A 24,174-nucleotide genomic window follows, 5' to 3' on the forward strand; every position below is an offset into this window, starting at 1 on the left:
GGCCGCCGTGACCGCCGTGCGGCCCTCCAGCGCCGCCAGGGCGCAGGCGGCGCGGTACAGCACCAGATCGGCGCGCAGGCTGCGCACGCCGGCCGCCGCCGCGTGATCGGCTATGCGGATCAGCAGCGCGTCCGGGACGGTCACGAGCGCCAGCCGCCCACGCGCCGCGCTCAGGCGGGCGTGCAGGTCCGCCTCTGCCCCCGCCCAGCTGCGCGTGAACACGGCGGGGTCGGCGTCGAAGGCCAGGCGGCGGCGCACGATCTCGGCCCGCTCGCCCGGCGCGGTGGGCGCCTGCACGTCCACGCACAGCCCGAATCGGTCCAGGAACTGCGGGCGCAGGTTACCCTCCTCGGGGTTCATGCTGCCCACCAGCGCGAAGCGGGCGGGCGCGGTGACGCTCAGGCCGTCGCGTTCCACGCGGTGCACGCCCATCGCGGCGGCGTCCAGCAGCACGTCCACCAGGTGGTCGGGCAGCAGGTTCACCTCGTCGATGTACAGCACGCCCCCGTGCGCCTGCGCGATCAATCCCGGTTTCAGGCGCGCCTCGCCCCGCAGGGCCGCGTCGAGATCCAGCGTGCCCACCACGCGCTCCTCGCCCGCGCCGAGCGGCAGGTTCACGAACGGGGCCGCGCCGTCCGTGTGCCCCGCAGGCCCCTGCGCGTGCGCTGGAAGCAGGGCCGCCAGCGCCCGCGCAGACGTGCTTTTCGCCGCGCCCCGGTCCCCCCGGATCAGCAGGCCCCCCAGCGCGGGCGACACGGCCAGCAGGCTCAGCGCCAGCGTCAGGTCCGGCTGGTGCGCCACCGCCGAGAGTGGAAACAGCGGCGCGGCGTCCGGAGGGGGTCCGGAGGGGGTCACGCCGCCCCCGTGAAGCGCATCATGGGGGCGGCAGGACCGGGGCGTGGGCGTAGGCCGTGATGCTGGCGTCCACCGTCATCAGCGTGAGCCCATGCTCGGTGGCCTGCGCGACCAGCATGCGGTCGAAGGGGTCGCGGTGATCCCAGTCGAGCGCTCCGGCCCGGACCGCGTGGGCCGGGGAGATGTCGATCACCTTGGCTCCGAGTCGGGCGGCGACCGCGTGGAAATCCAGCAGCAGCGGAGCGGCTTCCGGGAGGCGGCCGCTGCGGTGTTTGATCGAGAGTTCCCAGGCGGTCGCGGCGCTCAGGATCAAACGGTTGCGGGAATCGAGGAGCGTGGTCTGCCACGCCCCCGGCAGCAGCGCCGGCTGAAGGGTCGCCCACAGCAGAATGTGGGTGTCGAGCAGCAGGTTCACTCCCAGTCCGCCTGTTCCTCGGCGGACAGGGGGCGCAGGGATTCGTGCGCGAAGGCCGCGCCGACCTGAACGGTTCCGGCCAGGAATCCGAGTTCACGCGCCGTGGCGGGCGCCAGTGGAACCAGTCGGGCGTACGGCTTTCCGGCCTTGGCGAGAATGATCTCCTCGCCGGCGTGGGCGCGGTCCACGAGGCGGGACAGTTGCGTTTTGGCGGCGTGGATGTTGACAGTCTCCGGCATGGACTAAGCTTAGTCCATACAGGGCGGTTCAGGGTGACACGGCTCACGCGCCGCCTCCGCTGGTGCGGGCCGTCTCGCCGCGTTCTTCCAGCAGACCCTCGCTCTCGACCAACAGGTTCTGCAGGTCGTGCAGGGTGTCCGGCTGCGGCGTCCACAGGCCCCGGCCCTGCGCTTCGAGCAGGCGGGTGGTGATCGCCTGGAGGGCCCAGGGATTCGAGCGGCGCAGGAACGCCTGGTTCTCCGGGTCGAGCGCGTAGGCCTGCGCCACGCCCTCGTACATGAAGTCGTGCGCGACCTGCGCGGTGGCGTCCAGGCCGAACAGGTAGTCCACGGTGGCGGTCTGCTCCAGGCCGCCCTTGTAGCCGTGCGCGCGGATGCCCGCCAGCCACTTGGGGTTCACGACCCGCGAGCGGTACACCCGCAGGGTTTCCTCGCCCAGGTCGCGCACGCGGGCCCGTTCCGGGTTAGAGGTGTCCCCGAAGTACCGCAGGGGTTGCGTGCCGCTCAGGTGCCGCACGGACGCGATCATGCCGCCGAAGAACTGCAGGTAATCGTCACTGTCGAGAATGTCGTGCTCGCGGTTGTCCTGGTTGTGCAGCACGAGTTGCGTGCCGCCCAGCCGGGCGCGGAAGTCGTCGCGGGCGTCCGTGCCGTGCTCGGCGGCGGTGTAGGCGTACCCGCCCCAGTTCACGAAGGTACGCGTGAAATCACCGTCATCGGCCCAGTTGCCCTCGTTGATCAGGTCGAGAATCCCGGCGCCGTACGTGCCGGGCGCGCTGCCGAACACGCGGTACGCGGCGCGGGCGGCGGCCTCGTCCGGCGGCAGGTCCGCCAGTCGCCCGGCCAGGTCCGCGAGGTACTGGCGGCGCAGCGGATTCTGATCCTCGGGTTCGTCGGCGTGCATGGCGGCCTGCACGGCGTCGTCGATCAGGGTGATCACGTGCGGGAAGGCGTCCCGGAAAAAGCCGCTGATGCGCACGGTCACGTCCACGCGGGGCCGCCCGAGTTCCGCCAGGGGAATTAGGTCCACGCCCTCCACACGGCGGCTCTGGGCGTGCCAGCGGGGCCGCGCACCGATCAACGCCAGAATCTGCGCGACATCGTCCCCCTGGGTGCGCATGTTGCTCGTGCCCCACACGCTGATCGCCACACGCTGCGGCAGGGCGCCAGTCTCCTGCTCGTGGCGGGCCAGGACCTCGCGGGCCAGTCCGCTGCCGACCGTCCACGCGGCGGGGGACGGCACGGCGCGCGGGTCCACCGCGTAGAAATTCCGTCCGGTGGGCAGGATGTGCGCCTGCCCGCGTGACGGCGCGCCGCTCGGTCCGGCCGGCACGTAACGCCCGGCGAGGCCCGCCAGCAGGTGCCGGATCTCGTCGGTGGTGGCCTCCAGGTTCGGGTGCAGTTCCCGGCAGGCGTACTCCAGGGTGGCGCTCAGCGGCCCGGTCTGCGCGGCGTTCCCGAGCGTCAGGGCCAGCACGTCCGGAATGCTGGCCGGGTCGAAGTCGCGCTCGACCAGCAGCTGGTACAGGTGCAGGGCCAGTTCGTCGAGCAGTTCCAGCGCGTCCCCGTTCGTCTGAATGGGTCGGCCCGCCAGTTCGCCCAGCAGGGGCGGCGCGTCCAGGCGCGCGCCGGGGCGGTCGAGCAGGTCCTCCAGGTTCAGGGCGAGCGCGGCGGCCAGTCCGGTGTGCAGGCCGGGCACGCCCGCGTTCGGCAGGCGGGTCAGGGCGACCAGCATCTCGGGCAGCGCCTCGCCGCGTGGCGGCACGCCCAGGACGTGCAGACCGCCCCGGATCTGCGCGCGGCCCAGTTCGCACAGGTACCCGTCTATGTCCTCGAGCAGGTGCGCCACGTCCGGGCCGTTCATCTCGCTGAGCGTGACGGGCACGCCGTCCTCGGTGAACTCGTCGTCCCATTCGTGAACGTGATCGCCGTGGTCGCGGCGCAGCAGGGTGCCCAGGTCGGTGCCCAGGTCGCTGCGCTGCACCAGCTCCCAGATCTGCCCCTGCAGCAGCGGCAGCTTGGCGGGATCGAGCAGTTCCAGCTGGTAGTACTCATCGACGAGCGCGGCCAGTTCGGCCAGCGGGCCGTAGGTGTCCGCGCGGGTCAAAGGTGGCGGCAGGTGATCGAGGATGGTGGCGTGCGCGCGCCGTTTGGCCTGCGTGCCCTCGCCCGGATCGTTGATGACGAAGGGGTAGAACAGCGGCAGGTCACCCAGCAGGCTGTCGGGGAAGCACGCGGTGCTCAGGCCGACGCCCTTGCCGGGCAGCCACTCCAGCGTGCCGTGCTTGCCGACGTGCACGAGCGCGTGCGCGCCGAAGCCCCCGTCGGCGGGCGCCTCGCGCAGCCAGCGGTACAGCGCGTGGTAGTGGTGGGTGGGCGGCAGGTCCGGCGTGTGGTAGATGGCGTCCGGGTCCATGCCGTACCCGCGCGGGGGTTGCAGCGCCACGAACATCTTCCCGAAGTGCAGGCCCGCCAGCGCCAGCGAGGTCCCGCTCAGGTACGCCTGTCCGGGCGGGTCGCCCCACTGCTGGCGCATGCGGCGCTGCTGAGTGTCCGGCAGGTCCGCGAACCACGCGGCGTAGCGCTCGCCCGGCACCAGGACCGCGCGTTCCAGTTGCGCGGGAGTCAGCAGGGTCGTGTCGTACGTGGCGCGGTCCAGCAGCGCGTGCATCAACTCGTCGGAGGTCGCGGGCAGGGTGCCCACGTCGTATCCGTCGTCCCGCAGGGCGCGCAGCGCGACCAGCAGCGACGCGGCCGAGTCGAGACCCACGGCGTTCCCGACCTGCGAAGCCTTTGCCGTCGAGTTGGTGAACACGAACGCCACGCGTTTCTCGCTGTTCGGCGCGTGCCGCAGCTGCGCGAGCCGTACGGCGACGCCCGCCACGCGCGCCGCGCGTTCCGGGTCCGCCACCAGCCGGGCCGCCCCCTCGCCGTCCCCGACATGTTCCTTGAAGGCAAAGGGCACGCTGATCAGCCGCCCGTCGAATTCCGGCAGGGCCACGTTCATGGCCGTGTCCAGCGGGTTCAGGCCGCGCGCACTCGTCGCCCAGGGACCGCGCGGCCCGCCGGTCGTGAGGCCCTGCACGACCGGCACGCCCAGCCGCGCGAAGGCGCCCACGGCCTCCCCGGCGGGCGTGACCGCGCCGCCCTGCACCTCGGTCATGGCGAAACTCAGGGTGCTGATCACGGCGTCCACGCGCGGCCCGTCCTGGGCGCGCAGCAGCGCCAGGGCGTGCGGGTCGCCGCGTTCGTCGGTGTCGCGCAGGCTGGTCGTGAAGACCGGCAGGGCGTCTGCCCCGGCGTCGTCGAGGGCCGTGACGAGCGCGTCGATGAAGTCCGTGTTGCCGCTCAGGGCGTGCGCGCGGTACAGCAGGATGCCCACCGCCGGGCGGCGCGGGGCGGCCGCGCCTCGCCTGCGTTCCCATTCGGCCAGCGCCTGCGGGGCGTCCAGGCCTTCCGGGAGGTCCGGGTGGTACACGCCGTGCAGCGCCAGCGCCTGCGGGGGCTGCGCGCCGTACGCGGTCAGGCGCAGCGAATCCGAGACGCTCAGCAGCAGTTCGCGCAGGTTCGGCCAGCCGCTCGCGGCGAGGTACGCGCGGGCGGTGTCCAGCACCGGCAGCGGCGCGAGGCTCAGGGCCGCGAGTTCCGGGTCGGGTTCGTTCGTGCCGCTGATCAGCAGCAGCCGCTGCCCGCGCGTGCGGGCGTGCGCGAGCAGCCGCGCCGCGCCGGGCACCGATTCAAAGCGCCCGTGAACGCGGACCAGCACGATCTGCGCCTCTCCGACCGCGCCGGAGAGCAGTGATTGCATCTGCTCCTCGCTGCGCACGCTGCCCAGCGCCACGCCGGTCACCGGGCCGAAATCGGCCGGGAGGGTGTCGCGCGCGGCCCGCAGGTTCAGCAGGTCGGTGTCCGCGTGCGTCAGGAACGCCACGCCGCTCAGGGGGGTCGCGTCGGCTGAAGCGTCGGGGGTCTCCCCTGCCGCGCCCGGCGCGGCGTTCAGGTCCGGGTGCATCGGGAGGGCTTGCGCGGCGTCCCAGGTGTAGTAGTTAAAGGCGTACTCGATCAGCTCCGGCGGCAGCGGCAGGAAGCGGTCGGCGCGGACCATCGCCTCGATGTGATCGAAGATCGCGCGGACCAGCCACGCGTCGTTCACCGAGTGGAACCACACGTCGTGCCCGTCGAACACCAGGTGCGCCACGTTCGCCAGCGAGCACGGCCCCAGGCAGCCTCCTTTGGTCAGGTGCACCGTGTTGCGCAGGCGGCGGCGCACCCACTCGTCCTTGTACACGTCGGCGGGCGCGGCCACGTAGCCCTTGTCGGTGCGGCCGCAGCAGCAGCCGTGAAAGCAGTAACTCAGGTGCCCGCGCCGCCGGGCGACGTTGATGGTCCGGCCATCGCCGCGGGTCACGCGTTCGCGCGAGGCGCGGGTCACGGCGTCACGTCCGTGTCGTACACGCGCAGCGGTCGGCGGCGCGCCCAACCGCTCTTTTCCAGCAGCGGAGCGTCCAGGCTCAGGGCGGGCCAGCCCAGGCACAGGTACGCCAGCGGGCGGCCGGGCGGCAGGTCCAGCCGCTCACGCAGGTCCTGGCCGTCCACCAGGCTCAGCCAGCCCAGGCCCAGGCCTTCGGCGGTGGCGGCCAGCCACGCCAGCGTGACCGCGCAGGCCACACTGGCTTCCAGCATGCCGCTCAGCCCGCCGGTCCCCAGGGTCGGGCCGTCCGGCGGGTCGAGACTGACCAGCAGGCCCAGCGGTGCGTCCAGGATGCCCTCGAGTTTCAGGGTGTCGTACAGCGCGCGGCGCTCGCCGCTGAAGCTCAGGCGTTCCTGGGCGCGCACCTGCACGAAACTGGCGTGCACCTGTGCCCGGCGCGCCGGATCGCGGATCACCGTGACCTGCCACGGTTGGCTCAGGCCCACGCTGGGAGCCACACGGAAGGCGTCCAGCACGCGTGCCAGCAGCTCAGGCGGAACCGGATCAGGCCGGAAGTGCCGGTGGTCGCGGCGGGCCTCCATGACCCGCCACAGGGCCGCGCGGTCCGGCGCGCTCACAGGAGCGGAAGGGGCTGCGGAGGTGGGGACGGCCGGAGGAACGCTCACGCCGCGCCCGCCCGTTTGCGGCGCAGGACGGCCGCCAGGAACAGCAGCCCCGCCGCGCCGGTCAGGCCAAAGCCCAGCGGCGCGAGGTCCAGCAGCTCCAGTGCGCGCAGACCCGACAGTGCCGGGAAGTGCTCGGCGGCCCAGGCGCCCAGCGTGACCACGCCCACAACCAGCGCCACCAGTCCCGACAGGCCGGTCACGAGCAGGTTGTACGTGCGCCGGGCGCCGGGCCGGTCGAGCGCCCAGCCGTACGCGTGCGTCATGAAGGCGCCATTTAAGGTGTCGAACAGGGTCATGCCCGCCCCGAACAGCAGCGGCAGCGCCAGGACGCCCGCCCAGCCGAGCGACTGCTGCCCGGCCTGCCCGGCCAGGGCCAGCAGCGCGACCTCGCTGGCCGTGTCAAAGCCCAGGCCCATCAGGAAGCCCAGCGGCATGACCTGCCAGGGGCGGGTGATCAGGCGGGTCAGGGGCGCGATCAGCCGCGCCAGCAGGCCGCCGTGATGATGCCCGTGATCCCCGTGCCCTTCGGGTGCGCCGCGCAGCATCCGGGCGGCGGCGCTCAGATTCAGGGTCGCCACGACCAGCAGGTACGCCCCGGCCACGAACGGCCCCACCCACCCGCCGACCGTGCCGAGCTGACCGTGCGTGCCCAGCAGCGCCCCGCCGATCAGGGCCGCGGCGACCGCCATCAGCAGCACCACGCCCGAGTGCCCCAGACTGAAGTACAGGCCCACGCCGTACGCGGGGCGGCCCAGCGTCAGCAGGCGCCGCACGGTGTTGTCGATCACGGCGATGTGATCGGCGTCCCAGGCGTGCCGCACGCCGAACAGGTACGCACTCAGGCCCAGGCCCCACAGCAGCGGCTGCCCCGGCGCGGACAGCGCGAGCAGGCACAGGCCCGCCGCGTGCAGGGCCAGTACGGCCAGCAGGAACGGCGCGGAGCGGCGCACGCTGTGCCGCACGGTCAGGGGCGCCCCCGGAGCGCGAAGAGCGGTCGGAGCGTCCATGTTCATCATTCCCACCGCTGCGGCAGGGCCCGGCCCAGCGCTTCCGTGACCTTCTTGCGGCTCACGTGATACCCGATGAACACCAGTTCGTTCGGTGCGTCCGGCCGCGCCGGGGCGGGGGTCAGCTCGACCCGCGAGCGCACGGCCTGCACCGCGTGCCGTTGCCCGGCGGCGTCGGTCACGAACCCCTTGACGCGCAGCACCGGGAACACCCGCGCCACGTTCCGTACGGCGGTCGCCAGCGCCTGCGGGTCCTGCGCGCCCGAGCCGGTCAGCCGGAACGACTGCCAGCCCGGGTCATGCTCGTGAAAGTGCTGGTGCGTGCCCAGGCTGTGCACGTGCGCGTCCAGGTCCCCGTGCGAGTGACCGTCCAGGCCGGTGTGGTCGTGCAGCGGGCCGCTCAGGTCGCCGGGAGCGCCGCTGACCGGCGCGTGGTGCGCGGCGCGGCGGGCGCCGTGCAGGTTCAGGCCCAGCGTGAGTTGCGTGTCCAGCCGCGCGTCGTGCGCCAGTTCCAGGAAGCGCACGCGCGGCGCGCGGTGACGCACGTCCGCCTCGGCCTGCAACAGCTGCGCGTCGTTCAGGTCGCCGATCTTGTTCAGGACCGCCACGTCCGCGAATTCCAGCTGCGCGTCGAACACCTGCGCGGCGCTGCGGGCCAGTGGACTGGGAACAGCCGGGTTCAGGCCGTCCGGGTCGAAAGCCCCCTCCAGCAGCAGCGGCGTGTCCACGACGACCAGCGTGGCGTCCAGGGTAAAGGCGTCCGCGAAGACCGGGTCCTGCAGGGCGACCATCACAGCGGTCGGGGCGGCCAGCCCGCTCGTCTCGATCAGCACGTGGTCGAAGGCGTGGCGCCGGTCGAGGAGGGCGCGCAGGGTGCGGCGAAAGGCGTCGTCGTCGCCTCCGTAGGCGAGCAGGCCGCCGCTCACGTCGAACAGTTCCACACCGTCCTCGCGGCTCAGCAGGGCCCCGTCGATGCTGACCTCCCCGAACTCGTTGACGATCACGGCCAGCGTGCGGTCGTGCGTCTGGCGCAGCAGGTTGTTCAGCAGGGTGGTCTTGCCGCTGCCCAGGAAACCAGACATCAACGTGACGGGCGTGCGGAAGGTGGTGTCAGGGAGGTTCATGCGGTCTCCAGGGGGGCCGCCGCCCCGGGCCGGGCGGCGAGGTCAAGCAGGGCGCGGCGCAGGGCCTGCGGATCGTGGAACGCGCCGGGCACGGGATCGGGGCGGCGCAGCACGATCAGTGCGGCGTCCAGGGCGCGCGCGGCGAGGCGTTTGGCGTCGAAGCCGCCCTCGTCACCGCTGTCGCGCGTGATGACGGTCCGGATGCCCTGCGCGCGCCACTGCGCCTCGTTGAACTCTCGGGAGAACGGGCCGATCAGGGCGCTCACGTTCCGGGCGGGAACCCCCAGCGCCAGCGCGCGCGCCAGCACGTCCGGCTGCGGGGTCAGGCGCACGAACACCTGCTCGCCCAGACCACCAGCGGCCAGGAACGCGGTCCAGAAGGCGTCCAGGTCGCGGCTGCCGGTCGCCAGGAACACCGGCCCGCCCCGCGCGGCGGCCTGCGTGGCGGCCATGCTCAGGTCGTCCACGACGCTCACTCCGTCCTGCTGCGCCGGGTCGGACTCCAGGCTCGCTGGGCGTTCCAGCCGCAGGTACGGCACGCCCAGTTCCTCGCACAGCTCCCTCAGCTGCGCGGTGATGATCTGCGCGTACGGGTGCGTGGCGTCCACGACCGCACGCGCGCCGCGCAGGGCCAGCCGCCGCGCCTGCACGCCCGCCGGACCGCTGTACAGCTGCACGCCTGGACGCTGCGGGGCAACGCTGGCTCCCAGGGCCGTGGCGACACTCAGCGTGACCTGCAGCCCGTCCCCGGCGATGGCCTGTGCTAGGGCGCTGCCGTCCGAGGTGCCCGCGAACACCCACACGCGGCCCGCGTGCTCCGGCGCCGCTTCGGTGGCGACGGGGCTGTGCGGGGCGGGGCTGTGCGGGGCGGGGCTGTATGGGGCGGGCGTGGCGGCGGTGGGCGCGTCGCGCCCGGCCTCCCAGGCGTTGTACCCGCGCGGGGTGAACATCCACCTCCCGCGCCGCTGCGTGAACCGGTTCCCGATCACGATGGTGGTCAGCATGTCGAATTGGTCGTCCAGCAGCGCCTCCAGGGTCGTGACTCGCACCTCCTGATCCTCGCGGTAGGCGTTGCGCACCACGCCGCACACGGTGTCCGGGCGTTTGTGCGCCAGCATCAGGCGCAGCACGCGGTACACGCCCTCCTGCCGGGCGCGGCTCTGCACGTTGTACAGCACGCACGACAGGTCCGCCTGCGCGATGTGCGAGGCTCGGTGCTCGATCCACTCCCAGGGGCACAGCAGGTCCGAGAGGCTCAGGGTGGCGAAATCGTGCGTGAGCGGCGACCCGAGCAGGCTGGCGCAGGCCGTGGCGCTCGTGATGCCGGGAATGACCTCCACGGTGAACGGCGTGGGGTCCGGCAGGTCCTCGAAGACCAGTCCGGCCATCGCGTAGATGCCGATGTCGCCGCTGCTGACCAGCGCCGTGCGCTGCCCGGCGGCGGCCCGCTCGATGGCGACCTCGGCGCGGCGTTTCTCCCGCGTCAGCGGCAGCGTGACGATCTCCTGCCGGGCCGGGTCAAGCAGCGGCGCGACCCAGCGCAGGTACAGGTCGTAGGCGACGATCACGTCGGCGCGCGTCAGGGCCTCTCGGGCACGCTGCGGCACGAGGTTCAGGTCGCCCGGCCCGACCGACACCAGACTCAGGTGCCCGCCCGGTCGCGGGGAGGGCGGGGTCAGGCGGGTGGATTCAGGATGGGTGGGTAGGGTCATGCGGTGGTCTCCGGGGGGCGGGAAGGGGTTGGGGCGTGCGGTCCGTCACGGACGACGGCGACCGTCACGCCGTTCAGCGCCAGGCGGGGGAACAGCAGTTCGCCGCGCGGACTGGCGATCAGGGCGCAGGGTTCACTGACACCGGACAGGCCCACGCTACGCTGCACCCACTCGCTGGGGTGGGTCACGAAGGGCCGCGCCTGCACGTCGGCGTGCGCGATGATCCGCAGCGGCAGCGCGTGCCGGTCGCAAAAGGCGTTCAGGCCCGGCTCGTCCGCCTTCAGGTCCACGGTGGCGACCTCGCGCACGTCGTCCAGCGCGTGCCCGGCCCGCGTCAGGGCCTGGGTCACGGCGGCGGCAATGCGGTCCTCGGGCACGCCGCGGCGGCAGCCGACGCCCAGGGTCAGGGGCCGGGTCGCCTCGCTGGCGGTCGTGATGACCGGCGCCGCCCCGCAGGCCCGCGCGACCGCGTACGCCAGGGCGTTCCCGCCCCCCTCATGCCCGCCCAGAATGGGAATGACGTGCCGGGCGGCGTCGTCAAGCACGAGCACGGCCGGGTCGCGGGTCTTGTCGGCCGGCAGGCCCGACAGGAAGCGCACGGCGATCCCGGCCGCGCCGATCAGCACCCAGGCCCGCGCGCCGGGGTACGCGGCCCGGAAGGCGTCCTGCTGCCGGCCCAGCGTCCAGGGGCGGTACACGGTCACGCGGCGGCCTGGGCCGCTCAGTGCGCGCTCCAGCCTAGCGGCCAGCCCGACCGCGCCCGCTTGCACCGGCCAGATGCCCACGTCCGGCAGACGCACGCCCGGCCGTCGCGTGTCCGGCGCGGCGGTCACGAGTCCTGACTGTCCGCCGCGCGGCGGAAGCGGTGCGCGTAGGCCGGGTCGTACAGACGGCTCGGTTCGGTCAGGTCCTGCGGGTCGCCCAGCGCGGGGCTGACCAGCAGCATGGTCGTCAACGCCCAGTCGCTGAGGGTCAGGTCGGTGAGCAGGGTTCCCAGCGTCGCCTCGTGCCGCCGCTCGTCGGGTTGCGACGCCCGCTGCACCAGCGCCGCCGGGGTGTGCGGCGGGTAGGCTTCCAGCAGTTCGGTCACGATCTGCGGCAGTTGCCGCCCGCCCAGGAATACGCACAGGCTGGCGCGGTGCGCCGCGAGGCTGCGCAGGTTCTCGGCGTCCGGCACGGGACTGGCCCGGCCCGACGCGCGGGTCAGGATCACGGTCTGCGTGACGCCCGGCCGGGTCAGTTCCGCGCCCAGCACTGCCGCACTGGCCGTGAAGGAACTCACGCCCGGCACCACCTCGTACTCGATACCCAGGGACCGCAGGGCGCGCATCTGCTCGGCGGTCGCGCCGTAGATAGCGGGGTCGCCGCTGTGCACGCGCGCCACGTCCAGCCCGGCCGCCTGCGCACGGCGGTAGATCGCTACCTGCTCGTCCAGGTTCAGCGGCGCGGTATTCACGCACTCGGCGTCCGGGTGGGCGTGCTCCAGGACCGCCTCGGGGACCAGCGACCCGGCGTACATGACCAGTGGGCACCCGGCCAGCCGCCGCGCGCCGCGCAGCGTGATCAGGTCCGGCGCTCCAGGACCCGCCCCGATGAAGTACACCTTCACGCGAACCTCCCCGGCCGCTCGCCCCGGATCAGCAGCACGCTCAGGTACCCCAGCCGCGCCGCGTCCGGGCCGCTGGGCAGGGTCTCGCCGGGCAGGGTCTCGCTGCGCAGCGACTCCAGGCTGGGCAGGATCACCTCGCCGTCCAGGCCCAGACGGTGCGCCAGCGCGCAGCGCCCGAGCAGGCCCAGGTCCGAGAGCAGGTCCAGGACGGCTGGCAGGCGACGCCCGACCTTCATCAGAACGACTACGTCGTGTGAGGCGATATCGGCCCGCAGCGCCGCCAGGTCGTCCGGGCAAGGCAGGATCAGCACCCGCTCGCGGCCCTCCCCGAGTGGGAAGCCGGTCAGGGCGGCGGCGGCGGCGTAACTGGTGACGCCGGGCAGCACGCGGCGCGGCAGGTCCGGCGCGGCGCGGCGCAGGGCACTCACCAGATACCCCAGCGTGGAGTAGGTCATGGCGTCCCCGATGGTCAGGTACGCGACATTCAGCCCCTGGCGCTGCTGCCCGGCGATCTGCTCGGCCAGCGCGGCGTAATGCCCGCCGATGCGGTCGTCGTCACCGTCCATCAGGAACTCGACCTCCTGCACGCGCCCGGCCGGGAAGTCCAGGTCCCGCAGGGCCGCCAGCGCCACGGACGCCTGCGAGACCCGTGACCGCGGCGCGTAGATGACGTCCGCGCCGCGCAGAACGTCCAGTGACGCGACCGGCAGCAGGCCCGGCTGGCCCGGCCCGACACCCAGTCCGGCGAACCAGCCGGGAGCGGTGGGTGAAGTGAGGTGGGTGGTCATAGGGTTCCTCCGTCTGAATGGGGGTTGGAAAGGGTGCCGGGAGGGAAGGTGGCGGTGCTCTCGTCGGCCAGCGCGCGTCCATCGAGCGCGAACAGCGCCACGCGCACGAACGGCAGTAACGGCGCGCGCCCGTGCAGGCAGGCGGCCACGTCACGCGCCACGGCCGCCCACACCTGAGCGGCGCGGCCCGCGCCGACACCGGCCAGCAGGTCCACGCAGGCGTCCACGGTGTTCGCCGCGTGCAGGGCGCCCACCAGCGTATCCGGCAGCCCCAGGCGGGCCGCGACGCGGGCAACGGCGTTCATGGCCATGCCGCTGTGGGCGCTGTGGGTGTTCCAGTCGCCGTTGAGCACCTTGGCCAGCTTTCCGGGATGCCCGGCGACGAGCAGCGGCGGCGCCGTCAGTGGTGGCGCCGTCAATGGTGGCCGGGCCGCGCGCGCCTGTTCCTCCCGCGCCTCCTGCAACGCTTCTTGCAGGGCGTCCAGCGCGGCGCCCACAAAGTTGCCCATCTGCACCACCGCCAGGGGCGCGGCGCCCAGCGTGTCCCGCGCAAAGTCACGGCCCAGTTTGCCCGGCGTGAACACCAGCGCGTCCGGGCGGGCGTGCACGGCGACGCGCACGTACACCTCCACCGAGGCCATGTACGCCTCGAGACTCATGGGTTCCACCACGCCGGTCGTCCCCAGGATGCTGACGCCGCCCACGATGCCCAGGCGCGGGTTGAAGGTCCGGCGCGCGATCTGCTCGCCGTTCACGCAGCCCACCGTCACCGCGAAGGCCTCGTGCCCCGCGACCTCGTGCGCCGCCGCGCGCAGCATGCCGCGCGGACCGGGATTGATGGCCGCCTCGCCCACCGGCACGCGAATGCCGGGCGCGGTGACGGTCCCCACGCCCTCCCCGGCGTGAAAGGACATGACCGGCGAGTCCTGCGGCGTCACGCGTACCCAGATCACCGCGCCGTGCGTGGCGTCCGGGTCGTCCCCGCCGTCCTTCACGACCTCCGCGTACGCTCCGGCGTCGGTGCGGCGCATGGCCCGGACCTCCACGGCCAGCAGTTCCCCACCGGGCAGCGTGATGTCCACCACGCGCGCCGTCTGGCCGCGCAGGCACAGCAGCGCCGCCTTCAGGGCCGCCGTGGCCGCGCTGCCGGTCGTGAAGCCGCGCCGCAGTCCGTTGCTGGCAGGCACGCTCAGGTCCAGTCTCGCGGGCGGGGTCACGCTCAGGCTCACGCGTCCCGCACCGGGGAGAGGGGCAGACTGGCCTGCGCCGACGTGGCCTGTGCCACTCGGTTCTGGGCCTGGATCATCAGGGCGTTCACCACGCTGCTGGCCCAGGGGCTCCCGCCGCGTGTGCCGGCGTTCGTGATGCGCGGCACGCTTAGGCAGGCGCGCAGGGCTGCCTTGCTCTCGCGGGTGCCCACGAAGCCCACGGGCAGGCCGATCACCAGAGCCGGCCGCCAGTGCCGCTCGCGGATCAAGCGGTTGGCCTCGAAGATCGCGGTGGGCGCGTCCCCGATGGCCAGAATGCAGTCGTTCCCGAACCGCTCGAAGGCCCGCCGCACGCCCGCCGCCGAGCGGGTGATGCCCGCCTCGCGCGACAGCAGGTGTGTTTCGGGATCGTGTACGCCGCACCAGACCGGCACCCCCAGCGTCTTCAGGACCTCGCGCTTGAGGCCGCTGCTGACCATGGTCACGTCGGTCACGACCGTCAGGCCGCGCAGCACCGCGCCGATCCCCGCCTCGCACGCACCGGGCGAGAAGAACAGCTCGTCCACGACCGCCGGGTCGCCCGCCGTGTGCACCAGCCGCTGCGCCGCGTACCGGTCGGAATCCGGGACCACCGACCAGTCGCGCAGCTCCTCGATGATCCGGAAGGACTCGGCCTCGATCGGGTGCGGCACGTACGCAGGAATCTCACGGGGGGCATCCGGCATGTCTGCGCGGGCGTCCAGACCCCGCGCCGCGCCGTGATGCCCAACCTGCACCTCGCCCACCTGACGCTCGTAGCCCACGATCTGCACGCGGTACTTGCACAGCGAGCAGTTCATGTGCCCCTGCCCCTGCACGCCCTCGCGCGCGCGTTCCAGGAACACCTGCGCGACCTTGGGGTGCGCGCCGAGCGGCCGGGTGGTCAGGAATTCCACGTCCGGGTACCGCTGCCGGGCCGCCGCGACCGCCTCCTCTACCCGCCGGGCCAGCACGCCACCGAACAGCAGGTACGGCATGACGATCACCCGCGAGAAACCCAGGCGGGCGGCGCGGGCCAGTCCGGTCTTCAGGTCCGGCTGCGCCGTGCCACTGAAGCACACGCCGCTCGCCCCGTACCCCAGACCCTCCTCCAGGAAGCGCGCGAGCTTGTGCACGTCGCCGTTCGCGTCCGGGTCGGTGGTGCCTCGCCCCACGACCAGCAGGAGGGTCTGTTCGCGGCGCACCTCGCCGCCCGACTGCTCCGCCTGGACCAGCCGCTCACGGCACACGTCGAGCAGCGCCGGGTGCAGGTCCATCGCCGCGCCGTAGTGGAAGGTCACATCCGGGAATTCCAGACGCAGGGCCTGCACCTCGGCCGGCAGGTCGTTCTTGGCGTGCGTGGCGGCCAGCAGCACACCCGGCACCAGCACCACCTCGCGCGCGCCCGCCTGCACCGCCTCGCGGGCCGCCTCGTCAAGCGTGGGCGAGTTGAATTCCAGGTACCCGTGCGTGATGACCCGCCCCGGGTCCAGGGACCGCACGAGGGCCGCAAGCTGCTCGAACTGCGCGCTGCTGGCCGGGTCGCGGCTGCCGTGCGCGGCCAGAACCACCGCGTAGGTCATACGGACTCCGATCGAGTGGTTTGCAAGGACCATTCAATCCGAACGGATGCGAGTAGAACGGGTAGCAGAGGAACGGATTCCGGGCGTGGAGTTGACGACCAAATGTGGTTCTGGGTTGGCAACGAAACAGACGGAAGCTGTGTCATACCTCTCCCTCTAGGCCGGTCGGCATGGACCGCAGCGCCCGGATCAGCAGGATGCTCATGTCGCTGAAGGTCCGGCCCTCCAGTTCGCCCAGCGTGCCGGTCCAGGTGGCCTCGGCGCGGGTCAGGTTCTCCCAGACTTCCGTGCGGTGCGCGCTGCTCACGCCGCGTCCCAGCAGGAACGCCGCCACGTCGCCCGGCATGAAATCCCACGGGCGGGGAATCACGATGGCGTTGCGCCCCGCGGCCAGCACGTCACGCAGATGCGCCCTGAAGGGGGCCATGTCGCCGCGTCGGTGGAAGGTCAGGAACGTCGTCTCGTCGAAGCACACGCGCGCGCGGCTGGCAAGCACCTGCGCGGAGCTGATGCCCGGCAGGGTCTGAACCGGGTGGCCGCAGGCCGTCTCGACCCTCTCCAGGAATTGAAAGCCGCTGAAATGAACGTCGCCCATGAACACGACCACGCAGCGTTTCCCGGCGTGGTGCAGCGCCGCCACCCCGGCCAGTTGCTCGACCTGATCGCGGTACCCCATGGTGATCACGGTCTGGGTGGTCAGCAATGGACGGATCACGTCCACGACCGCGTCGAACCCCGCGACCACGTCCGCGCCGGCAATCAGGTCAGCCCCGCCGCGTGTCAGGAAATCCAGGTGGCCGGGTCCGGCCCCGACGCAGATGATCACAGCGCGCCCCCGGAGAGACGCGCGTCCCACGAGCCAGGCAAACTCGGGACTGGGGAACACAGGTCCGGGGAACACAGAACGGGGCGCATCAGTACTCGATTCCGGTCTGCGCGCCGATACCCGCCTCGTAGGCGTGCTTGACGGGCTGAATTTCACTGACCGTGTCGGCCAGGGCGATCAGTTCCGGCAGGGCGTCCCGCCCGGTGATGACCACGTGCAGGAGGGGGTCACGGCCGCGCAGGACCGCCTCGACCTCCGGCCAGGGCACCCAGCCGTACTTCAAGGCGTACGTGAACTCGTCGAGGACGATCAGGTCGTGCTCGCCGCTCTCGATGGCGGCGCGTGCCAGGGACCAGCCGTGCGCGGCCATCGCGGCGCTGTTCTCCAGATCCTTGGAACGCCACGTGAACCCGTCCCCCAGACCCTCGTACGGCAGGCCCAGCAGGTCCAGGGTGCGGTGCTCGCCGAACCTGGCGCTCTCGTGCTTCAGGAACTGGAACATCCGCACGCGCAGGCCCCGGCCGTGGGCGCGCAGCATCAGGCCCAGGGCGGCGGTGGTCTTGCCCTTCCCGTTGCCGGTATTCACGATCAGCAGGCCCCGGCGGCCCCGGCTGACGCCCTGTGCCTTGCGGTGGGCGTCACGGGCAGCCGCGAGTTCCTGCATGGCCTTCTCGCGGCGCTCGCGGGTGGCGGGATCGAGTTCGGATACGGGCTCTGCGCTCACTTGAGGGTCTCCGGGTGAATGAAGCGGATCAGGGCGCGCAGCGCGTCCGGCAGTCGCGGGCCTGGACGGCTCAGGGCGTCGCGCTCCTCGGGTGTCGGGGCAAAGACACGGCCCGCCTTCACAGCCTGAAGTCCGGCCCACCCGGGACGCCGACGGGCGTCGTCGAGGCTCAGGCCGATCATCACCTGCGGGTTGCGCTGCACGATCAGCTCCGGGTCGAGTTTCGGAAAGTCACCCAGCGCGGCGGGCACGATGGTCTTCCCCCCCGCCTTGGCGATCAGCGTCCCGATGAACGAGTCCGGCCCGACCGAGTATGGGCTGGGGTCGATCTCGTAGTAGGTGCTGACCTTCGGCAGCCGCAGCACGCTCGCCTGCAGGGCGTTCAGGTCGGTGCGCATGGACGTGACCAGCCGCGTGGCCCCGGCCTCGTGGTTGGTCAGTTTGCCGATCACGGCGATCTTCTCGAACACCTCATTGAAGGTCTGCCCGGTCCCGCCGTACACGGTCAGGCCCGCCTGCGCGAGCTTCTCGGTCAGGCGCGACCCACTGGACGCGTCGGCCAGCACGAGGTCGGGTTTCAGGGCAAGAATCGCCTCGAGGTTCGGCTGGTAGGCGCTGCCGACCATTGGGAGCTTGTCCACGGCGGCTTTCGGGTAATTGCTGAAGCGGTCTACCGCAATCAGTTGCGCGCCCGCGCCGATGGCAATCAGGGTTTCGGTGTGGCTGGGCAGCATGGACACGATGCGGCGCGGCGCGGCATTCAGCGTGACGCGGCGGCCCAGGTCGTCGGTGACGGTCAGCGGGTAGGTGGTGGCACGTGCGCTCTGCGCGGCACCCATGACGGCAGCGATGAACACAAGGGGCCAGGGGCGTGGCAGTCGGAACGGCAGGTGGGACATGGTGGGAACTCCAGTGCGTACTGGGACGACAGCCGAAAGCGGGCGCACAGCATGAAAAACCCGCTCTGACCGGGGGCCGGAGCGGGAACACACCTGGGCAGGCCCCCGGTTGGGTTCAGCAGCACTCATGTCACGGCCCTCTGACGGCGAGAGGTGCCACGGACGCGCTGACTGACAGCGTGAACGGGCGTCCCTGAGGGGCATTCGGGCTCACCATGACCGAGTTCTGCTGAACTAGCTGGCATACCGCTGCGCGACAGCGCCGGATTCTCACCGGACTTCCCCTTCCTCAGGTACGCTCAGCCTAGCAGACCCGGGACCGCTGCGGATAGCACGCGCCGCCGGGCGATCTGACCTGAAGTCGATTGACGAAAACCAGCGGTCAGACGTCAAGGGTCTGGTCCCTGAGAGCCTGCAACTTGACCCCAAGGCGGGTCCGCAGGTCACGCACGACCGTGCTCTTCTGGCCTCCGCTGATGCCCTTGATGGCCCAGGCCTTGATTTCAAGCGGATCTTCGAGGCCCTCGTCGAGCGCCAGACGCAGCGTATCGAGTTCCTGAAGTTTCAAGTCGTTACGTAGCAGGAAGGTCAGCGTGCGCATCACTTCCTCGACCTGTTGCTCGCGCGGTTGAGCCCGCAACAGCGTATCGGCGTCCATTTCCTCCTCAGAAGGCCGTAAAGGCGTCCCGAAGAGACTGGGCTGACCCGAACCCCGGGCCGTAGTCTGCTGTCCCTTGGCGGTGGCTTTCCGCGCCTCCGAGACCCCTTCGGGCACTTGGTACTTGCCGGGGTTCTTCAAAACGTCCACGAAGAAGGCTGGTTTCGAGCGTGGCCGGTACCCGGCAGCCAGGATCGCCCTGCAGCGCACGACCGCGTCGTCCACGGTCTGCTCGCCATGTTCGCGGACCAGCTGCAACGCACGCGTCTGGGTGACGCCCAGGTCCGCGAGTTCCTGCAGCAGCGCCGGGTCCGGCGGGATGAACGCCTCACCAAACGTGTACTGGAGCATCTTTTTCTTGCCACGCCCCAGATACTCGACGCTCTTCAAGAAGCCCTTCTCGATCAGTTCCTCGTGCGCGGCGTCCAGCGTTCGCTGCGCCATGCTGGGACGGTCCGTCACGATCTTGCAGGCCTCAGCCCACTCCATCAGACCTACCTGGTACGCCATCGCCACCGCGTCTGGGTTCTCCGGATCCCGGCGCTGCGCGTCGAGCAGGCGGTACAGCGCCCGGGTGGGGGGCCGTTTGAGGGTCTGCATGAACGACAGATCCAGTGATTTGATGTATCCGGCGCGCACGCTCCGCGAGATTTCCTGCGGTAACGTGATGCGCAGCACGCTGGACGCGTCAAGCTTTTCTGCCTCGCCGGAAGTGAACTCAATGCGGTCGATATACCGGAAATTCACGTTCGTCCAGCGGCCCCGCGGGTGATCACGCCACCCTTCCGAGATGAAATACGTCGTGGTGGTCAGGCGTTTAAGGCTTTCATCCAGCGAGGTGTAGTACCGGCCGCTGGTGTCCAGTCCGGCCATCTGCAGCAGTTGGTACGGCGTGCAGGTCACGGTGCCATCGTCGGGGGAGCCCTGGTCAATGTACAGGTTGACCAGCGCGGCACTGATGTCGGTGTCGATGCCATGCGGCACACCGTACTCGGGCAGGGCCTGGCAGGTGACCCGGTAGCGGCGGTCCCCGTCTTCGAGTTCAACGCTCCAGTCGCGGTAGTTCGCCGGGATTCGTTCCTGCACGCTGATCAGACTCAACCGGGCGATGTTGAGTTCGTCAAAGCGTTTGATTCCCCTGTCGGCCATGGCCCTGCCCTCCTGTGTCTGTTGTTTTTCTTTTTGTTTTAAATCTCTTAAAAGAAAGAATATATGTTGTCAACAACAAGAGCCCAAGCCAGATGCGTGCCACACGGCCTTCTTGGGGTCAAACGGCGCAAGTTGTCCGATAGTTTGGCGCAAGTTGTCCGATAGTTTTGCCCCCTTTTCGGCGCAAGTTGTCCGATAGTTCGGCCCCAACGGCGCAAGTTGTCCGATACATTCGGCGCAAGTTGTCCGATACCTCCCCGGGCCAAACGGCGCAAGTTGTCCGATACCTGTGGATAAAAACGGCGCAAGTTGTCCGACGGTTCTCTCCCAAACGGCGCAAGTTGTCCGATAGTCGTCTGTACGGAGTTTTGGTGTCCAAAAGCGTTGTCCTGGACACTTAATTTTTTGCAACGGCGCAAGTTGTCCGATAGGGCCGATCACAAAAACGGCGCAAGTTGTCCGATAGTCCTGAGTACGTATGGGAAGAAAAAAGCAACCTCTATTAAGCTGGACACGTAAATTCTTGACTCTACCGATAACGAGTGCTCGCGTGACGCGTGTATCGGCATAGGGACGGGTGTGGCTGGTTGCTGGGACTTCATCATCGAGGGAGCCGAGCTGGAGACACAGGAAGATTTTCGGATGACCATCAGTGCAATTGCTGGGCATCCGTGCCAGCCTGATCAAAAACGGCGCAAGTTGTCCGATAGTCCGGAGGGCTCCTCGTGCGGACTCCGATTGACTGGTGGGCACCATGAACCAAGTACACTGCGTTTATCTTGTAGATCAACCGCGCGGAGCGCGGAGCAGAAGAAAGTACGTTGGAGCGGGAATGGAGAGGTTCCGGTGCTTTCCCGGCATGGCGCAATGGTAGCTTCAAGGTACGTAACGACCAGTGGCTCAACTGACGCATAGTAAAGTGAGCCGGTGCGACGTGGGTTTCGGGTGCGTACTCGTCAAGCCGCTGCGTTTCCAGAGTGTCAGTGAAACGCAGGTCAGGCTCCGTTGCTCGTCACGTGACGAGCGTCGACAGGGGTTCACGCAACGGGAGTGGCTCCGGCGCGCTACTCTGGGCAGTAATGCTCACCCTGACGCTCTTCAACCACGCCGGTGGGGTCATGAAGTCCAGCCTGACCCGCGATGTCGGCTACACACTCGCTGAAGCCGGGCAGCGTGTCCTGCTGGTCGATCTGGACCCTCAGGCCAACCTGACCGACTGGCTGGGCGTGGCGGGCGTCACGCGTGACCAGACCGTCTACAACACTGCGACACGCGGCGAACCCCTGCCCTCCCCCATTCACGTCCACGGGCTGGATCTGATTCCCAGTGACGTCTCTCTGGCCCTGGCCGAAGGGCAGATGATGGGCGTGGTCGGCGCCCACCTGCATCTGCGGCAGGCCCTGTTCGAGTGGAAGGATCGCTACGACGCCGTGTTGATCGACAGCCCACCCAGCCTGGGGCAACTGTCCATCCTGGGAGCCCTGGCCGCCGATCATCTAATCGTGCCGGTTCCCACCCGGCAAAAAGGCATGAACGCGCTGGCGGGGCTGGGCGAGGCGATGGCCACCTACCGTAAGCTCCGCCCGGATCTGACAGTGGCGCTGTACGTGCCGACCCTGTATGACGCGCGCCGATCCCACGACCGCGAAGCCTACGCCGTCCTCAAGGAACTCCTGAATCCCCTGGCCAGCCCCATCGCCGACCGGGGCGCTGTCTGGAACGACAGCGCGAGCGCCGGTCAACCGGTCGGCGTGTATGCCCCCGGTTCTCCCGTTCACCGGGATGTGCTCCGCGCCACTGCGGAGATCGCGCAGGCTGCCGGACTGAACGTGCAGATTGCAGGTGCCCAGTCGTGACCCGAAAGGCGCGGCCAGTGGTCGGCTCACGCCTGAGCGGACTCGTGGCGGGCATAGACACCCTGGCGCAACCGGCGACCACCAGCCTCAGCACGGCCCTGCTGGACCCAGGCGAATTTCAGCCACGCTATTACTTCAACCCTGACGCACTGGACGACCTGGCCCGCAGCGTCCGCGAGCAGGGCGTCCTGCAACCCCTCCTGGTGCGTCCGTTACCCGGAGGACGCTATGAGATTGTGGCAGGTGAGCGCCGCTGGCGGGCCGCGCGTCAGGCTGGCCTGAGCGAGGTTCCGGTCCTGATCCGGACACTCACGGACAGTGAAGCGCGCCTGGCCGCGGCGGTCGAGAACCTGCAACGCGAGAACCTGAACGTCATGGAAGAAGTCCGCGCAAAACTTCAGGTGGCTGCCGTGACTCTGGGCATCAGCGAGGACGCTGCCGTGGCGCGCATGTTTGCCCTGGACCGGCATGCGGAAAGCGAACCCGCGCTGATCGAGGAACTCGACGCGGCGTTCGGAGCCCTTGGACGGGAGTCGTGGCGCAGTTTCATCCGGAACCGCGCAGCCCTGCTGAACCTCCCCGAGGACCTGCAAGAAGCGGTGAGAACCGGCCTGGATTACCGCAAGGCCTTGGTGATCGGCCGCGCCGCAACCCCCGATCTGCGGGCGCAGTTGCTCGAAGCTGCTGCCAGCGGGGCCACGGTCAAGCAGTTGCGTCAACTGCTGCACGGGCCGTCTCTACCGAACCCGGACGTGTTCGATACTGTGTCCCGGCAGTTGCGTGACCGTAAGGGCCTGGCCAGACTGGAACCCCGTCAGCGGGCCAGAGCCGAGAAGCTGCTGCGGCAACTCAGCGACCTGCTCTCTGGTCAGGCAGAGGACTGAACTGCCAACCCGTATCAGTCCAGGTCGTCGGCCTCTGTGGCGGTCCCTCCCTGTTCCAGCAGCTGACTTTCTCCTGGTAGCAGGGCGTAGTCACACAGTGCCAGGAAAGCGCGGTCCGAGGTCTCGGCGCTGACACCGACCGTCAGTGTCACGCCCCTCAGCTGACTCAGGACGTAATTCACGGCCCCCTCGACCCGGATGTCACGGGGCAACACTGTCACCGTGTCGGGCGTGACTTCCAGCGTCAGGGCACTGCTGAAGGGCCCGTCGTTGAGCCATTCCCGCAGGCTGGTGGCTGCTTGCCGCAGCGCCAACTCCAATCCATGGGCATGTGTGATTCGTACCAGCAAGGGGGCGCCGCTGCGCACGATCAGGCTTACCTCCAGTCCCAGTTGTCCGAGCTGTTCGATGTGATCGGCTGCCTGGTAGGCGAGCAGGATGGCCTGCTCGGAGCTGCGCTGTGCTTCGAGGCTCAGGCGTCTCCATCCCTCGTCCTCCAGCCCATCGGGCCCTATCACCACCGCGCCGCGTAGCAGCACCTGCCACGAGGTGAAAGCAGCAGGAACGCCCAGCAGGCCCTCCTCGTCCAGATCCGTCACGGGAATCAGTTCGGCATTGTGTAGCAGGATATTCAGACCGTTCGAGCGGCGGTCTGTCTCGCTGCTCTCAGACGCGTGGAGCAAGGTGGCGCGGGGGTTGATAAAGGCAACGATCATGCCTGCATGGTAGGGGCTGATCTGGACTGCGGTTGATTGGGTGCAGTTACGAACGAATCCGAGCAGGTACGATGAGGAGCAACAGACGCCTTTTTGCCGAATGGAGCGGAAGCTATATGACGACTCCTTTGCCGAATGCCTGAATGCTGCTCGTCACGTGACGAGCAATCGATTCGTGCATCAACAACCGTGCCCTCTATCTCTGCGTGCTGCCTGATTACTGGACGTCCCAGCGGGCTTGGAGATTCGCAACCTCCGCCGCTCGTCACGTGACGAGCACTTGGCAGGATTGCTCCCATACGCCTGGCTCGTAAGCCACGATTACGCCCGTGCCCCTTGTGTATAGGGCGAGCTCTCTTTTGACCCAGGTGTGATCGGCTGACCAGTCTCCATGTGCAAGCCCTGTTTCAACTGGGCCTGAATCCTGTCGTAACAGTTGCTTACCGCCCCCCGGCCTCTGGGTAGACTCAATTACCTTATGGCCCCGAACGGCCATTCCAAATGTGCTTGAGACGAACAGGCGCCGTGATCCGGATTCTACCTATTTCTACTGACAATCCTGGATATCCCTCGGTCGCCAATTCCGCGCGCGGAAATCAATCCGTCTCACCTACATCCGCTCAATTTGCGCCGTCTTGGAGCCAGTCACTAGAGATCCGTATGAACCCTGGCCCCAAGACGGCATATCCACCGGCCACAGAGCTGTGGAGCGTACTGACTTTTAAGTAGAAAGGTAACTGCTCAGCAGGGGACGATCAGACAGAGAAATTGGGCATGAGAATATCCCCCGTGAACACGCTGACCAGT

General features: G+C 69.7%; 20 protein-coding genes and 1 riboswitch. Of the genes, 2 read left to right on the plus strand and 18 right to left on the minus strand.

Annotation, left to right across the window (positions count from 1 at the left end; translation table 11 throughout):
- From QZ271_RS10385 to QZ271_RS10465, 17 genes are all read right to left on the minus strand, one after another.
- Positions 1-855 (minus strand): ATP-binding protein (locus QZ271_RS10385; RefSeq protein WP_291431163.1); only part of this gene is annotated, 855 nt, incomplete at its 3' end.
- 19 nt (positions 856-874) lie between these two features.
- Positions 875-1,270 (minus strand): type II toxin-antitoxin system VapC family toxin, encoded by a 396-nt coding sequence (locus tag QZ271_RS10390; protein ID WP_291431165.1) that lies wholly within the window; start codon positions 1,268-1,270, stop codon positions 875-877.
- Entirely contained in the window at positions 1,267-1,509 is a 243-nt protein-coding gene (locus tag QZ271_RS10395) for a type II toxin-antitoxin system Phd/YefM family antitoxin (RefSeq protein WP_291431166.1), read from the minus strand. Before QZ271_RS10395 ends, QZ271_RS10390 begins: the two co-directional genes overlap by 4 nt.
- A gap of 43 nt (positions 1,510-1,552) precedes the next feature.
- Positions 1,553-5,941, minus strand: a complete 4,389-nt coding sequence (gene cobN / locus QZ271_RS10400; RefSeq protein WP_291431168.1) for a cobaltochelatase subunit CobN — start codon at positions 5,939-5,941, stop codon at positions 1,553-1,555.
- Positions 5,938-6,558, minus strand: coding sequence for a 5,6-dimethylbenzimidazole synthase (gene bluB / locus QZ271_RS10405; RefSeq protein WP_291431170.1), 621 nt, complete (start codon positions 6,556-6,558; stop codon positions 5,938-5,940). The genes cobN and bluB overlap by 4 nt, the downstream gene beginning before the upstream one ends.
- 44 nt (positions 6,559-6,602) lie before the next feature.
- The gene (locus QZ271_RS10410) at positions 6,603-7,613 is read right to left on the minus strand and encodes a high frequency lysogenization protein HflD (RefSeq protein WP_291431172.1); all 1,011 of its coding nucleotides are present in this window, start codon (positions 7,611-7,613) and stop codon (positions 6,603-6,605) included.
- Positions 7,614-7,618: 5 nt separating this feature from the next.
- Positions 7,619-8,737, minus strand: a complete 1,119-nt coding sequence (locus tag QZ271_RS10415) for a GTP-binding protein (RefSeq protein WP_291431175.1) — start codon at positions 8,735-8,737, stop codon at positions 7,619-7,621.
- On the minus strand, positions 8,734-10,449 hold the full coding sequence (gene cobJ / locus QZ271_RS10420; RefSeq protein WP_291431177.1) for a precorrin-3B C(17)-methyltransferase: 1,716 nt from the start codon (positions 10,447-10,449) through the stop codon (positions 8,734-8,736). Before cobJ ends, QZ271_RS10415 begins: the two co-directional genes overlap by 4 nt.
- Positions 10,446-11,282 (minus strand): cobalamin biosynthesis protein, encoded by an 837-nt coding sequence (locus tag QZ271_RS10425; protein ID WP_291431179.1) that lies wholly within the window; start codon positions 11,280-11,282, stop codon positions 10,446-10,448. Before QZ271_RS10425 ends, cobJ begins: the two co-directional genes overlap by 4 nt.
- Positions 11,279-12,058, minus strand: coding sequence for a precorrin-4 C(11)-methyltransferase (gene cobM / locus QZ271_RS10430; protein ID WP_291431180.1), 780 nt, complete (start codon positions 12,056-12,058; stop codon positions 11,279-11,281). Before cobM ends, QZ271_RS10425 begins: the two co-directional genes overlap by 4 nt.
- Positions 12,055-12,846, minus strand: a complete 792-nt coding sequence (gene cobI, locus QZ271_RS10435) for a precorrin-2 C(20)-methyltransferase (RefSeq protein WP_291431182.1) — start codon at positions 12,844-12,846, stop codon at positions 12,055-12,057. Before cobI ends, cobM begins: the two co-directional genes overlap by 4 nt.
- Positions 12,843-14,075: a cobalt-precorrin-5B (C(1))-methyltransferase CbiD gene (gene cbiD, locus QZ271_RS10440; RefSeq protein ID WP_291431184.1), complete on the minus strand. Its 1,233-nt coding sequence runs from the start codon at positions 14,073-14,075 to the stop codon at positions 12,843-12,845. The genes cobI and cbiD overlap by 4 nt, the downstream gene beginning before the upstream one ends.
- Positions 14,072-15,655: a precorrin-8X methylmutase gene (locus QZ271_RS10445; RefSeq protein WP_291431186.1), complete on the minus strand. Its 1,584-nt coding sequence runs from the start codon at positions 15,653-15,655 to the stop codon at positions 14,072-14,074. The genes cbiD and QZ271_RS10445 overlap by 4 nt, the downstream gene beginning before the upstream one ends.
- Positions 15,656-15,797: 142 nt before the next feature.
- The gene (locus QZ271_RS10450; RefSeq protein ID WP_291431188.1) at positions 15,798-16,481 is read right to left on the minus strand and encodes a cobalt-precorrin-7 (C(5))-methyltransferase; all 684 of its coding nucleotides are present in this window, start codon (positions 16,479-16,481) and stop codon (positions 15,798-15,800) included.
- Positions 16,482-16,569: 88 nt separating this feature from the next.
- Positions 16,570-17,205 carry a cob(I)yrinic acid a,c-diamide adenosyltransferase gene (cobO, locus tag QZ271_RS10455; protein WP_291431190.1) on the minus strand — a complete coding sequence of 212 codons (636 nt, stop codon included), beginning with the start codon at positions 17,203-17,205 and terminating at the stop codon, positions 16,570-16,572.
- Positions 17,202-18,044: an ABC transporter substrate-binding protein gene (locus tag QZ271_RS10460; RefSeq protein WP_291431200.1), complete on the minus strand. Its 843-nt coding sequence runs from the start codon at positions 18,042-18,044 to the stop codon at positions 17,202-17,204. The genes cobO and QZ271_RS10460 overlap by 4 nt, the downstream gene beginning before the upstream one ends.
- Before the next feature lie 237 nt (positions 18,045-18,281).
- Positions 18,282-18,437: riboswitch (cobalamin riboswitch) on the minus strand.
- Between the two features lie 49 nt (positions 18,438-18,486).
- On the minus strand, positions 18,487-19,911 hold the full coding sequence (locus QZ271_RS10465) for a replication initiator protein A (protein ID WP_291431192.1): 1,425 nt from the start codon (positions 19,909-19,911) through the stop codon (positions 18,487-18,489).
- A 1,079-nt stretch (positions 19,912-20,990) separates the two neighbouring features.
- On the opposite strand from QZ271_RS10465, the gene QZ271_RS10470 reads away from it, so the two are divergent.
- Positions 20,991-21,767, plus strand: coding sequence for a ParA family protein (locus QZ271_RS10470; protein ID WP_291431194.1), 777 nt, complete (start codon positions 20,991-20,993; stop codon positions 21,765-21,767).
- Positions 21,764-22,651 (plus strand): ParB/RepB/Spo0J family partition protein, encoded by an 888-nt coding sequence (locus QZ271_RS10475; protein ID WP_291431196.1) that lies wholly within the window; start codon positions 21,764-21,766, stop codon positions 22,649-22,651. The genes QZ271_RS10470 and QZ271_RS10475 overlap by 4 nt, the downstream gene beginning before the upstream one ends.
- A 14-nt stretch (positions 22,652-22,665) precedes the next feature.
- Here QZ271_RS10475 and QZ271_RS10480 read toward each other — a convergent pair whose 3' ends face one another.
- Positions 22,666-23,367, minus strand: coding sequence for a hypothetical protein (locus tag QZ271_RS10480; protein ID WP_291431198.1), 702 nt, complete (start codon positions 23,365-23,367; stop codon positions 22,666-22,668).
- Positions 23,368-24,174: the final 807 nt, after the last annotated feature.

The sequence above is a fragment of the Deinococcus sp. genome, from assembly GCF_018260555.1.
Classification (GTDB): Bacteria; Deinococcota; Deinococci; order Deinococcales; family Deinococcaceae; genus Deinococcus.